Here is a 12,913-nt window from a genome sequence, read left to right on the forward strand (position 1 = left end):
CCGCCATCTGCCGTTCGGCTGGCGGTGGGACGGCACCTCCGATCCTTGCCCGAGCGCGAGGCGCAGACTTAATTTCCTTCCCGATAAAGAATGAATCCAGGGAAGGAAATCACATGATCCAGCGCCGCACTTTCGTGGCCGGCACCGCTGCCGCCCTCACGCTCCCTTCGATCGCCTTCGGGCAGAGCGGGCAGATCCGTCTCGTCGTGCCGTACGGTCCGGGCGGTTCGACCGACACGGCCGGCCGCGTGCTGGCCGAGCGCATGTCGACCGACACCGGCAAGACGATCGTGGTCGAGAACCGCCCCGGTGGCGGCACGATGGTCGGCATGGTGAACGTCGCCAAGAGCAAGCCTGACGGCACCAGCCTGATGGTGCTGACTACCACGGCAGCGCTGCAGCCGGCCTTCGACGTGCCCATGCCGATCGATCCGCAGAAGGACCTCGCGCCGATCGCCCAGCTCGCCGACATTCCCTGCGTGCTCGCGGTCAACGCCAACAACCCGGCCAAGACGTTCGGCGAGTTCATCGAATGGGTGAAGGCGCAGCCCGGCCCCGTGCACTATTCGACCTCGAGCTCGGGCGGCCTGCCGCATCTCTGGGGCGAACTGATCGCCACGCGCACCAACGGCAAGCTCCAGCACATCCCGTACAAGGCCGCGGCCGAAGCGCTGCGCGACGCGGTTGCCGGTCACGTGCCGGCCTTTGTCGATGTGACCACGCCGGTCGATGCGCAGATTCGCGCCGGCACGATGCGCGGCCTGATCTGCGGCGCCAAGACCCGCGTCGCCAACATTCCCGACGTGCCGGTGGCCAGCGAACTCGGCGCACCGGATCTCGAGGCCGCTGTCTATTTCGGCGTGGCAACGACGGCCGGTACGCCGCCGGAGATCATCCAGCAACTCAACGCGGCGGTGAATGCTGCGCTGAAGGTCGAAGCGGTGCGTGAGAGGCTGATGTCGCTCGGCTTCATCCCGACCGGCGGCACGTCCGAAGCCTACGTGAAGCGCCTGGCCGACGAGACCGTGCGCTGGCGCAAGGTCATCAAGGACGCGAAGATCCCCGCTCCGGCGTAGAGCACGACCTCTAAAACGACCCCGTGAACTCGAACTCGATCGAGTTCTTCACATTGTCGATCTTCCAGGAGCTCAGCCGGCGCAGGAAGCTCTGGCCGAGCAAGGCCCGACTGTGCGGCGGGCTGACGGACGCCATGACGTTCTCCATCGTGCGCTCGCCGATCTTGAGCGAGCGCAGGCGCACGATGCGCTGCTGAAGGCCGCTGCCATCGGCCAGGGTGAACCGTCGCTGGCCGAGCGAATCGGCTTCCGTGAGCGTGCCTTTGCGCTTCATCTCCTCGGCAAACTCCTCGGGGATCTGCACGTTGGACGCGCCTGAATCGACGATGAAGTAGGCCGTGGAGCTGCCGTTCACCGTGGCCGGCAGCACGGCCACGCCGCCCATGCGCTGGAACCGCTCGGTCGCGCGCGCCAGCGCGGCGTCCTTCAGCGCCTTGGCGCTGGGCTTGCCGGCCGCCGGATCGCCGCCGCACGGCGTCCAGCCAGCCGGCGCCGTGCCCTCGCCCGGCCCGTAGCAGTAGTTCGAGGCCGACAGCAGCTTGGAGTAGGTGTCGCGCTGCTCGCAGGCGCCGATCGCTTCCAGCGCTGGCGTCGCGGGATTGCGGCACAGCGCGTTGCTTGCCTGCCATTGGGAGATGAACTGCCCGGCATCGCCGCCGGACTGGGCCCCCGCGAACGGAACAGCGAACAGCAGCGCTACTGCAAATGCCGCAAACAGGATCCTGGTATTCATCGCCGCGCCGTCTCCCGAACCAATCTTCGCCGGACTAGAATAGGCGATCTCCGGAGACAGCCCTATGTCCGATCCTTCTGCTGCGCCTGCATCGCCCGGCCCGTCTCCTGCACCACCGCCTGCGCCACCTCCGGCGCCATCGCGGCGCTGGCTCGGCCTGCCGGTCGCGCTGGGCATCGTGGTGATCGCGGCCGCCCTCGCCGTCTTGTTCGCGACGCGCTGGGACAGCTGGGTCTCCGGGCGGGTCGCGCAGACCACCGACGACGCCTACGTCAAAGCCGACATCACGCCGCTCAGCGCCAAGATCGAAGGCTATGTGCGCAAGGTCTACGTCACGGACTATCAGCGCGTGAAGGCGGGTGAGCTTCTAGTGGAGATCGACGACGAGGACTACAAGGCGCGCGTCGCGCAGGCCGAGGCGACAGTTGCCGGCGCCGAAGCCGCCATCGAGAACCTGAAGTCGCACAAGGCGCAGCAGAAAGCGCAGATCGTGCAGGCCGAGAGCACCGTCCATGCCACCGAGGCCGACGTCGAACGCACGCAACTCGAGGCCAACCGGCAACGCGCTCTGGTGAACACCACCTACGGCACGCCGCAGCGCCTCGAACAGGCGGTCGCCGACCAGAAGCGGCTGACTGCCAACCTGGCGCGCGACAAGGCCGAGGTCGACACCCAGCGCCGCCAGATGGCCGTGCTCGACACGCAGGAACTGCAGCTTCGCGCCGATCTCAAGGGCAAGCAGGCGGCTCTCGATCTCGCCAAGATCCAGCTCGGCTATACGAAGATCGCGGCGCCGATCGACGGCATGGTCAGCGAACGCGGCGTGCGCGCAGGCCAGTATGTCCGGCCGGGCGTACAGGTCATCTCGGTCGTGCCGCTGGAATCGGTCTGGGTGCTGGCGAACTACAAGGAGACCCAGCTCACGCGCATGACACCCGGCCAGCGCGCCAGCATCATCGTCGACAGTTTCCCCGGCACCGTCATTGAAGGCTTCGTTGATAGCATCTCGCCGGCCAGCGGCTCGCAGTTCAGCCTCCTGCCGCCCGACAATGCCACCGGCAACTTCACCAAGGTCGTGCAGCGCATCCCCGTGAAGATCGTGCTGAAGTCCGGCCATCCGCTGGCCGGCCGCCTGCGCCCCGGCATGTCCGTCACCGCCACCGTCTTCACCGACCCGGTTCCCACGCCGCCATGAGCGGGGCCCCGTGTCCGTGATCGCCTCTCCGACGCCGGTCCAGACCGCGGTTCGCGACACGCATCGCCCGATGCTGGGCGTCGCCGCCGTACTGATCGGCGCGTTCATCTCGACGATCAACACGCGCCTCACCTCGGTCGGCCTGGCCGACATTCGCGGCGGCCTGTCGCTCGGCTTCGACGAGGGCTCGTGGCTGTCGACGGTATTCGCGGCCTCGCAGATGGTCGTGTGCATGTCGGCGGCCTGGTTCGCGCTCGTCTTCGGCCCGCGGCGCTTGCTGCTCTGGTCCGGCACGGTCTTCTGCGTCTTGTCGCTGCTGCCGCCCTTCACCCAGGATCCGACCGAGCTCCTGCTGATCCAACTCGTGCGCGGCCTTGCGGTCGGGAGCTTCATCCCAGCGACCATCGGCTTCATCCTGCGCGAGCTGCCGCCGCGACTTTGGGGCTGGGGACTCGCGGCCTACGCGTTCCGCTTCGTCTTCTCGCAGAACATCACCTCGTCGCTCGAAGCCTTTTACGGCGACCACGGAATGTGGCCCTGGATGTTCTGGCAGAACATCGTGCTCACGCCTGTCATGCTGATCCTGGTTCGCCTCGGCATGAGCCGGCAGCCGGTCGATCGCGCGGCGCTGGCGCGTGGCGACTGGCTCGGCATCGTGCTGGGCGGCACCAGTCTCGCTTTCATCTATGCAGCCCTCGACCAGGGCAACCGGCTGGACTGGTTGAACTCGGGCGTGATCGTCGGGCTCCTGGTTGCGGCGGGCTTGATGTTCGTGGCGTTCGTCGTCGCCGAGCTGACCGTCGAGCGGCCCCTGATCGACTTCAAGGTGGCCGCGCAGCCCAATGTCTGGGTGCCCACGATCATGATCGGCGTCTACGGCTTCGGTGCCTCGGCCACGAGCTTCCTGGTGCCCGACTATCTCACGCGCGTGCAGGGCCTGCGCTCCCTGCAGATCGGCGAGGTGCTGAACTGGATCGCCCTGCCGCAGATCCTGCTCGTGCCGTTGATCGCCTGGCTCCTGCGCTATCTCGAAGCGCGGCTGGTGTTCGCGGTCGGCCTGGCGGTGATGGCGATCGGAAGCTGGATGAACGTCGGCCTCACCCACGACTGGGTCGGCGAGAACTTCATGCTGTCGCAATGTGTCGAAGCCGTGGGCCTGGCGCTCGGCATCACGTCGCTGATCTTCTTCGGCATCGCCAACATCACGCCGGCGCAGGTGATCACCATCGCGGGCATGATCCAGTCGGGCCGGCTGCTGGGCAGCGAGATCGGCGCCGCCTACATCCAGAGCTACGTGCGCGTCCAGGAACAGGTCCATTCGAACCTGATCGGCCTCAATGTCAGCATCGGCGAGGGCGTGACCGAGGACCGAACGGCGCTGCTATCGCAATTCCTCGGCGATCACTGGGCAGGGCTTGCCAATTCGACGGGCGCCGCCGTCCTCACCATCGGCAGCCTGATCCGGCGCGAAGCCTATGTGCAGGCCTATGTCGACGCCTTCTGGCTCGTGGCCTGGGTCCTGACCGTGAGCGTGCCGCTCCTGCTGCTGCTCAAGGCGCCGCCGCCCAATCCGCTGACGCCCCCGCGCGTGCTGCCGCCTACCGCTTCGCCGCCTCCACCAGCGCCCGGATCGCCCAGCGCTTGACCTTGCGCGCCTCGGCGTCGGGAAGCTGAAGCACGTCCTTGCAGACGATCACCGCCTCGGTGCCGATCACCAGCGCCAGTGCCTTACCGAGCATGTCGTAGCTCGCCGGCTTGAACTGCTTGCGGGCGGGTTCGAGCGCCGCCTCGATCAGCGGCGTGCGGCGGTTCTGGCGCAACGGCAGCGCCGCGGTGCCCTCGGCACGCACGCCCTGCTGCAGCACGTTGGCCAGCATCAGCCGCAATGCCGGCTCGTTGGCCAGCACCGTGTCGTGCAGCGCCGCATCGACCCTCTCGACGCGTGCCAGGGGATCGGCCGGCCCGCCATCGGCGAAGAGCTGCGCGGGCTCCGGAGTCACCATGTCGGCCGAGGCTTCCGCCAGCAGCGCCTCGATCGACGGGAAGTAGCGGTAGGCGGTGGCGCGCGAGACCAGTGCCTCCTCCGCTACTTCGTCGAGGCTTGGCCGGCGACCCTGTTTCATCAGGGTCGATGCCGCCTGCAGCAGGTCCTTGCGGGTGCGTCGCTTCTGGTTGGGGCGCACGGGATCAGCGCTGCGGAAGCTGCTGCTGGATGGACGCCAGGTCGACCCAGACGTTCTCGCGCTTGATGTCGCCGGTTTCGGCGAACTCGATCACGTGCAGCAAGCGGAACTTCAACGGCCGGTCCCGCCCCTCGAGGCCAAACGGCCGGCCGGGCGCGCGGCCGTACCACATCGAATCGTCGACCATGAAGTTAGGGCCGTACAGCCGGCGCAGGCGTTCGAACTTGCCGTCACTCAGGTCGGTGAACAGAGCTTCGTAGAAGCCGCTGGCGCGCTCGCGCCCGAAGGTCGGGCCCGTCGGCCAACCGACGATGTCGTGCTCGACATCCGGCGTCAGCGTCGCCAAGACGCCTTGCACGTCGTCGCGTGCCTCGAAGCCGAAATGCTCGTCCATCTTGCTGTCCATCTGTGCCGGGCTGAGCGCCATGGTCCTCTCCTGAAAGCGCATCGATTGAAGATGCCGCCTTCTAATGAGACACTTGTCTCAAATCAAGACGAAAATATCATCAGTAGCTAACCGGCGATCGAGGCCAGTTGGACACTCCCGCGCGCAGCGTGTACGAAACGAATACCATCGCCCACCAAACGGTAGGCCTGCGATGGCTGAGAGATGCGTGTGCTCCCGCCCGTGTACCGAGGCGACCGCATCTGGACTGGCCCGAACGGCCGGCCCCATTTCACGAGCTTCGTCATTCTGTCGATCGCCGGCTGTGCAATCCTGCGCACGCCGGATGACGGGGGCCGCACGGCCCCGGAAGGACTTTCCATGACAATGCCAAAGAACATCTCGACCCTGGTCTGGAGCGCCGTCGGCGGCGCCGTCCTCTGCATGGTCATCGGCTTCACCTGGGGCGGCTGGGTCACCGGCGGCACGGCGCGCAAGGACGCGGCATCTGCGGTCCGCGATGCCGTGGTCGTCGCGCTAGCGCCGATCTGCGTCGACCGCTTCAAGGGTCAGAGCGACGCCGCGATGAAGATCACGGAACTCAGCAAGGCGAGCAGCTGGGACCGCGGCAACCTGATCGCCCGCAGCGGCTTCGCCACCATGCCCGGCGCCAAGGATGCCGATTCCGACGTGGCCCGCGCCTGTGCCGAGATTCTGGCGAACCCGCCTACACCCAAGACCTGATCCAGAATGACGCCGGCCTCGCAGGCCGGCGTCATTCTACGACTTGAGTTGAGTCCGAGCGCGGCGTGCCTCGTATGCCTTGAGATGGGCATAGGCCATCCGCAGCACAGGGAAACCGTCCTCCCGTCCGCTGCGCTTCAGCAGGTCGCCCACCATGTGATCGGCCTCGATGGCGCGGCCGCTTTCGACATCGCGCAGCATCGAGGCGGTGAAGGGCGAGCCCGCCGCCGTGAGCATGGTCTTGCCACGTTGCGCCGACGCCGGCCGCGGCGCGAAGCCTTGCGAGGTGGCAACGGCGGCGATCTCGTCATACAGCGCCAGGGTCTGGTCGGCCGCGCCCGCCGCCACGATATCGCCCACGGCCGCGCGCATCAGGCAGGTGATGCCAGCCGCCGTGGAGATGAACACCCACTTCTCCCACATCTCCTGGACGATCGTGTCGCTGGCGCCGCCCTGGACTTTCGCCGCGGCAAAGGCTTCGGCGATGGCATCGACGCGCGGCGTGCGCGGGCCGGCGCGTTCGCCGAAGGAGATCGTGCCGCCATCGTTCAGGTGCAGCACACGTCCTTCGGGATCGAGCACCAGCGAGATGGCGCACTGGCCGCCCAGCACGGCGTCTTCGCCGAAGCGCGCCACCAGCGAGTCGATATGGCTCATCCCGTTCAGCAGCGGCAGGATCGCGGTGTTCGGCCCGATCGCCGGTGCGAAGGAGTCCATCGCGCTGTCGAGGTCGAAGGCCTTGCAGCTCAGCAGGACCAGATCGTAGGGGCCGGACAGCTTGTCGGCGGTGACCGTCGGCGGCGGCGGCAGGTCGAGATCGCCCAGCTTGCTCTTCACCACGAGGCCGGTCTTCGCGAGCTGAGCCGCCCGGCCCGGCCGCACCAGGAAGGTGACGTCACGTCCGGCCGCCAGCAGGCGCGCACCGAAATAGCCGCCGATCGCGCCGGCGCCGACCACGAGAATACGCATGTCCAAGTCCCTCAGGTTCGATTGCCATCGACCTTAGAGAAGGCCGGACGCGGCTTCGCGCGACAATTCCTTGGTGATGGCCTAGCGATCTTTTGCCATCTCGGCCTTTTCGAGCGCGGCACCCGGATCCTGCGTCAGGTCGGCATGCAGGAACTCGCGCGTCTCGGGGACGGCGAGGTGGAGATTGTCGAGGTCGTGGACCTGAACGTCGAGCGAAGCGGCCTTGGCGCCCAGCACGTGTCCGCCGCTCTTGCGGTCCTCGGTGAGGAAATGCAGGTGCCAGCCGGCCACGCCGATGGTGCGCGAATAGGCCGGTGTCCAGAAGCCGAGCATCGTTCCCTTGAGGTCCTGCTTGCGGAACTCGGCCTGCGCGTCGGTTGCCTTGTCGAGATGAACGCCCGCCTCGACCTTGCAGGCGACCCGCCAGTAGACCTCCTCGAAATGGCCGTCGAGGCGCGCGGCGAAGAAAAGATTGTCCGAGCGCCGTAGCTTGTCGAGTGCGGCGATGAGCGATGTCATGGAGTCGATGTCGGTGATCTTGCCGCGATGCTGCGGCTTGAAGTTGGTGAGGGTCGCGAAAGGCACCGAGGCATTGTCGGCGGGCGAGGTGATGCTGCCGTCGGCATGTGCCTGATAGAACCTGCCGTCGAGCACGACCATCTCGCCGTCCAGCCCTTCGAAGGTGCCGAGGCCAAAGTCGCCATGAGGCTTGAGACCGCCGACTGTGACAGCCTTGTTGTAGACGCCCTGGACCAGCGCACCCGTCGTCGAGACCTGGAACAGGGTGGAGTGGTCGAGATCCAGCGCATCCGAGAGCGCTCGCGACACGAAATGGCGCAACGGTTCGCCGGTCTTCTCGCAATGAGCCACCAGCGCGTCCATGAGCGATTGATACACTTCGACCGTCAGCCTCGGCATTGCGCCATCCTTCCATCGCGGGCGACAAGGAATGCCCGGGCAGGCATGATCGCCCGGACACGGCCCGGAATCGAGAGCGGAGCGACACGATGAGCAGCGATCCGAAGAACGGCGCGCACCTTCTGGTGCGCAACCTCGAAGCCCAGGGCGTCGAGCACATATTCGGCATTCCCGGCGCCAAGATCGATCCGGTGTTCGACGCGCTGGTCGATTCGAAGATCAAGCTCACCGTCTGTCGCCACGAGCAGAACGCGACCTTCATCGCGGGTGGCCTGGGTCGCCTGACCGGCAAGGCGGGCGTGGTGCTCGTGACGTCGGGTCCCGGCGTCTCCAATCTCGCCACCGGCCTCGCCACCGCCAACACCGAGGGCGATCCCGTGGTCGCGCTGGGCGGCGCGGTGCCGATCGCCGACCGGCTCAAGCAGGCGCACCAGAGCATGGACACGGTCGCACTGCTGCGGCCCATCACCAAGTATGCCGCCGAGATCGATTCGCCGTCGGCCATCTCCGAGACCGTCGCTTCGGCCTTCCGCGCCGCCGAATCCGGCCGCCCGGGCACGGCCTTTCTCGGCCTGCCCAAGGACGTGATGAAGGCCCCCGCCTCCGGCCCCGTGCTGACGCCAGCGGTCGTGCCGCGAATGGGCGCGGCCAACAGCGAGGCGATCGCCGAAGCCGCCAGGATGATCGACGCCGCCGAACGGCCGGTGATCCTGGTCGGCATGCTGGCGAGCCAGGGCCCTGTTGCCGAGGCCGTGCGCAGCCTGCTCGCCAAGACGCGGCTGGCCGTCGCCGGCACTTATCAGGCCGCCGGCGTGGTGCCGCGCGACCGGGTCGACTGCTTCGGCGGAAGGGTCGGGCTGTTCCATAACCAGCCGGCCGATCGCCTGCTCGACCAGGCGGACGTGATCATCACGATCGGCTTCGATCCGGTGGAGTACGATCCCGGGCTCTGGAATGCCGAGCGCAAGCGCAAGCTGATCCACATCGACTGCATCCCGGCCGATTACGACCAGTGCTACCGCCCCGACATCGAGCTGATGGGCGACAGTGCCGCCACCCTGCGCGCTTTGTCGGCGCTGCTGAAGCCCAAGGAACGGCCGACGCAGTCGGACCTTCTGGCCGAGATCCATCGCGAGCGTACGACGGTCGCCGCCGAAGCGGCCAAGCGCAACGGCGCGCCGGTCCATCCGCTCCGGCTGGTGCACGAGTTGCAGAAGCTGATCGACGAGGACGTGACCCTCTGCTCCGACATGGGCTCGTTCCACATCTGGATGGCGCGCCATCTCATCAGCCACCGGCCGCGTCAGATCATGATCAGCAACGGCCAGCAGACCCTGGGTGTCGCCCTGCCGTGGGGCATCGCCGCCTGCCTCGCCGAGCCCGGCCGCAAGGTGATCTCGATTTCCGGCGACGGCGGCTTCCTCTTCTCCGCCGTCGAACTGGAGACGGCGGTCCGGCTCAAGTGCAACTTCGTGCACATCGTCTGGATCGACGGCAGCTACAACATGGTCGGCATCCAGCAGGTCGCCGCCTACGGCCGCGATTCAGGCGTGCATTTCGGCCCCGTGGACCTGGTGAAGTTCGCCGAGGCGATGGGCGCGCAGGGTCTCATGATCAAGGATGCCGCGTCGATCGAGCCGACCTTGCGCAAGGCGATGGCAATGGACGGCCCGGTGCTGGTCGGTGTCCATGTCGACTATCGCGACAATGCGAGCCTGATGGCCGCGATGCACGAGGACGTCATCATCTGACGCCCTCGTCCGCGAGAAGCTGGACTCAGCGCAGGCCGTAGGACCGGCGGTTGACCGAGGTCAGGTCGACTGCCCAGGCGGCCAGCAGGCAGAGGAACGCCAGGACCGCGCCCAGGGTGCGGACGTGGTTCCACAGCGCCCACGGGACCGAGAAGTCCTTCCAGAAGCTGGCGGCATTGGCGTCGGCGCCGGCCACCGTGGCGAGCGTCTCGTTCAGCGGGACGTTGACCTGCAGGGTGACGCCGATCACGGCGGCGGCATGGATCAAGGCCGCGAGGGCCGCGAGCCGCGCCGCGCCGCGATGGCCGGCCGAGCGGGCGCCCAGCGCCGCCAGCAGCGGCAGGATGAGCGCGCCGAAGAACACGATGGCGAAGATCGGGCCGCGCACGGTGGTATTCATGCCGTGCATGGCGTTCACCGCCGACGCGGCGCCGCCAAGATCGAGGCCCGGCATGACGATGGTCGAGAAGGAATAGAAGATGCCCGCGCTCAGCGCGGTGCACAGCAAGGCGAGGACGAAGAAGACGTGGCGCATTCCTGAAGCTCCGCTGACCCACCCTACGGCAGCAGCAGCCCTAGCCGAGGCCGTTGCCGCCGTAAAGCCACTCCAGCGTATCGAGCCACTGATCCTGCGTCCGGGCGCCCATCATTGCATTGCGCAGCGCCGCATGCGGACCGGCCGGATGGTAGACATGATCGCCCATGGCGCGGGACATCAGCTGTGTTCTTGCTGTGCGCAATACCCGGCGGTCGCGGTAGGTCATCAGCCCGGCCTCGATCGAGGTGCTTTTCGAGAGAGAATCGGCCAGGCACACCGCGTCTTCCATGGCCATGCAGCCGCCCTGAGACATGTATTGCAGCATGGGGTGTGCGGCGTCGCCCAGCAGCGCCACCCTGCCATCGACCCAGTCGTCGACCGGATCGCGGTCACACAGAACCCACATGTGCCAGTTCTGGCCGTGGCGGATGATGTTCTGCGCCCGTTCGCAGACATGGGTGAAACCCTTGCGCACCTCTTCCGTGTCCACCGGCTTGCCGGCCACGGGCTCGGGCGCATGGTTGTGGTAGGTGACGACGAGATTGAACACCTTCCAGCCCGACAGCGGGTAATGGACGATGTGGCACTTCGGCCCCGCCCACAACGTGGCGGCGTTCCAGCGCAGATCTTCCGGCATCTGCTCGGTCGGGATCACGGAGCGATAGGTCGTGTGTCCCGACACGCGCGGCGGCCCGTCCTTCGTCACCTGCGCCCGCACGTTCGACCACAGCCCGTCGGCGCCAATCAGGGCACGGCCCTTCACGGTCTCGCCGTTGCCGAGGCGGGCCGAAACGGTGGTCCCGTCCTGGTCGTAACCTTTCACCTCGGCGCTGGTGCGCAGCTCGATCAGCGGATGGTCCTGGCAAGCCTTCAGCAGCACGCCATGCAGGTCGCCGCGATGGACCACGGCATAGGGATTGCCGAAGCGGGCGCGGAACCTGTCGCCGAGATCGATGTGGCAGATCTCGCCATCGGCCAGCGCGTCCATGAGGCGAAGCTGGTCGATGTAGACCGCCATGCCGCGCGCCGCCTCGCCGACGCCAAGATTGTCGAAGCAATGGAAGGCGTTGGGCCCGAGCTGGATGCCGGCGCCGATCTCGCCGAGACGGCTGGCTTTCTCGAGCACCTGCGAGGCGATGCCCTTCTGCGCCAGGGCAAGCGCCGCCGCCAGTCCGCCGATGCCACCACCGGCGATGAGGATCCTATCTGGGGCCACCGATAACCTTGTCGTCATGCAACCGGGCGATCTCGTGTGCGGGCAGACCAAGGATACCCGAAAGGATCTCGTCCGTATGCTGGCCGAGCACGGGCGCCGGCTGCGGCGCCTCGCGCGGCACGGCGCCGAACTGCAGCGGCGAGGCGGCGACGGGATAGCTGCCGATGCCCGGCTGGTCGAGGATCGTGAACATCGGATTGTCGAGCACCGTGTCCTTGTCCGCCGCCAGCTCGCGGAAGGTGCGGTAGGGCGCCCACAGCGCGCCTTCCTTCTTGAGCTTCGCACCGACCTCGTCCGCGGTCTGGCCTGCCACCCACGGCTCGATCACCGCGCACAGCTCGGCACGCGCGTTCCAACGGTCGGCTTCGAGCTTGAGATCGACGCCCTTGTCGCTCTCGATCTTCTTGAACGCCTCGGCGAAGCCGCCCGCCTTGGCGAGCGCATCGACATGACGGTCGGAGAAGATGCAGATCATCACGTAGCGGCCGTCTTTCGTGCGGAAGTCGCGGCCGAAGGTGCCGTAGATTTCGTTGCCGTAACGCGGCCGGTCGACCTTGTTGATGACGGCCTCGGCGATGTAGCCGGTGGCCGACACCGCCGCGAGGGCCATGTCCTGCAGCGGCAGCACGATCTTCTGGCCCGCGCCGGTCAGGCGGCGATGCCGCTCCGCCGCCAGGATCGCCATGGCCGCGGCGTAGGCGGTCGCGATGTCCCAGGCCGGCAGCACGTTGTTCACCGGTCCCGCATGGCCGACCGGGCCGCTCACCAGCGGGAAGCCGGTCACCGAGTTCACCGTATAGTCGACGTTCGCCGCGCCATGGCGGTCGCCCACGATGTTGAGCGAGATCAGGTCGGCACGCTTCTTCGTGAGCTCCTCGTGCGCGAGCCAGCCGCGCGCCGGCATGTTGGTCGAGAAGATGCCGGCGCCCTCGCCCGGCGCGGTGATCAGCGCCGAGAGCAGTTCGCGGCCCTTGGGGTTGCGCAGGTCGACGGCGATCGAGCGTTTGCCCTTGTTGAGGCCGGCCCAATAGATCGAATGGCCGTCTTTGGTCAGAGGCCAGCGGTCGCTGTCGAGGCCGCCCTTGATGTCGTCGAAGCGGATCACGTCGGCGCCCATCTGCGCCAGGGTCATGCCGCCCATCGGGGCTGCGATGAAGGCCGAACCTTCGATGACGCGCAGGCCCGCGAGAATACCAGTCATATGC

The 12,913-nt window shown here is 67.2% G+C and carries 13 protein-coding genes; 5 read left to right on the forward strand and 8 right to left on the reverse strand.

Features of this window, described 5'->3' with window-relative positions:
- Positions 1 to 113 precede the first annotated feature (113 nt).
- The gene (locus tag AC1RP5_RS25765) at positions 114 to 1,076 is read left to right on the forward strand and encodes a Bug family tripartite tricarboxylate transporter substrate binding protein (protein ID WP_493115519.1); all 963 of its coding nucleotides are present in this window, start codon (positions 114 to 116) and stop codon (positions 1,074 to 1,076) included.
- 10 nt (positions 1,077 to 1,086) lie between these two features.
- Here the strand turns inward: AC1RP5_RS25765 and AC1RP5_RS25770 are convergent, their stop codons facing one another.
- On the reverse strand, positions 1,087 to 1,809 hold the full coding sequence (locus AC1RP5_RS25770; RefSeq protein WP_493115521.1) for a retropepsin-like aspartic protease family protein: 723 nt from the start codon (positions 1,807 to 1,809) through the stop codon (positions 1,087 to 1,089).
- A gap of 64 nt (positions 1,810 to 1,873) precedes the next feature.
- On the opposite strand from AC1RP5_RS25770, the gene AC1RP5_RS25775 reads away from it, so the two are divergent.
- Positions 1,874 to 3,004 carry an HlyD family secretion protein gene (locus tag AC1RP5_RS25775; RefSeq protein WP_493115523.1) on the forward strand — a complete coding sequence of 377 codons (1,131 nt, stop codon included), beginning with the start codon at positions 1,874 to 1,876 and terminating at the stop codon, positions 3,002 to 3,004.
- Positions 3,005 to 3,014: 10 nt separating this feature from the next.
- Positions 3,015 to 4,649, forward strand: a complete 1,635-nt coding sequence (locus AC1RP5_RS25780) for an MFS transporter (protein WP_493115525.1) — start codon at positions 3,015 to 3,017, stop codon at positions 4,647 to 4,649.
- Here AC1RP5_RS25780 and AC1RP5_RS25785 read toward each other — a convergent pair.
- Together AC1RP5_RS25785 and AC1RP5_RS25790 are read right to left on the reverse strand one after the other, a co-directional pair.
- Positions 4,603 to 5,187, reverse strand: coding sequence for a TetR/AcrR family transcriptional regulator (locus AC1RP5_RS25785; RefSeq protein WP_493115527.1), 585 nt, complete (start codon positions 5,185 to 5,187; stop codon positions 4,603 to 4,605). The genes AC1RP5_RS25780 and AC1RP5_RS25785 overlap by 47 nt on opposite strands.
- A 4-nt stretch (positions 5,188 to 5,191) precedes the next feature.
- Positions 5,192 to 5,614 (reverse strand): ester cyclase, encoded by a 423-nt coding sequence (locus AC1RP5_RS25790; RefSeq protein WP_493115529.1) that lies wholly within the window; start codon positions 5,612 to 5,614, stop codon positions 5,192 to 5,194.
- 339 nt (positions 5,615 to 5,953) lie between these two features.
- On the opposite strand from AC1RP5_RS25790, the gene AC1RP5_RS25795 reads away from it, so the two are divergent.
- Positions 5,954 to 6,316 (forward strand): hypothetical protein, encoded by a 363-nt coding sequence (locus tag AC1RP5_RS25795; RefSeq protein ID WP_493115531.1) that lies wholly within the window; start codon positions 5,954 to 5,956, stop codon positions 6,314 to 6,316.
- Positions 6,317 to 6,352: 36 nt separating this feature from the next.
- On the opposite strand, the gene panE is transcribed toward AC1RP5_RS25795, so the two are convergent.
- Both panE and budA read right to left on the reverse strand, forming a co-directional pair.
- Positions 6,353 to 7,285, reverse strand: a complete 933-nt coding sequence (gene panE / locus AC1RP5_RS25800; RefSeq protein ID WP_493115533.1) for a 2-dehydropantoate 2-reductase — start codon at positions 7,283 to 7,285, stop codon at positions 6,353 to 6,355.
- Between the two features lie 81 nt (positions 7,286 to 7,366).
- Positions 7,367 to 8,203 (reverse strand): acetolactate decarboxylase, encoded by an 837-nt coding sequence (gene budA, locus AC1RP5_RS25805; RefSeq protein ID WP_493115534.1) that lies wholly within the window; start codon positions 8,201 to 8,203, stop codon positions 7,367 to 7,369.
- Positions 8,204 to 8,292: 89 nt separating this feature from the next.
- Here budA and alsS point away from each other — a divergent pair, with 89 nt between their 5' ends.
- Entirely contained in the window at positions 8,293 to 9,954 is a 1,662-nt protein-coding gene (alsS, locus tag AC1RP5_RS25810) for an acetolactate synthase AlsS (protein WP_493115536.1), read from the forward strand.
- 25 nt (positions 9,955 to 9,979) lie between these two features.
- Here alsS and AC1RP5_RS25815 read toward each other — a convergent pair whose 3' ends face one another.
- From AC1RP5_RS25815 to AC1RP5_RS25825, 3 genes are read right to left on the reverse strand one after another with little or no spacing between them, the layout of a single operon-like run.
- Entirely contained in the window at positions 9,980 to 10,489 is a 510-nt protein-coding gene (locus tag AC1RP5_RS25815; RefSeq protein WP_493115538.1) for an anthrone oxygenase family protein, read from the reverse strand.
- Between the two features lie 40 nt (positions 10,490 to 10,529).
- Positions 10,530 to 11,708, reverse strand: coding sequence for a 3-hydroxybenzoate 6-monooxygenase (locus AC1RP5_RS25820; protein ID WP_493115540.1), 1,179 nt, complete (start codon positions 11,706 to 11,708; stop codon positions 10,530 to 10,532).
- Complete coding sequence (locus tag AC1RP5_RS25825) at positions 11,695 to 12,909, reverse strand: CoA transferase (RefSeq protein WP_493115542.1); 1,215 nt, start codon at positions 12,907 to 12,909, stop codon at positions 11,695 to 11,697. The genes AC1RP5_RS25820 and AC1RP5_RS25825 overlap by 14 nt, the downstream gene beginning before the upstream one ends.
- Positions 12,910 to 12,913: the final 4 nt, after the last annotated feature.

The organism is Reyranella sp. GW821-FHT12G01 (genome assembly GCF_058806575.1).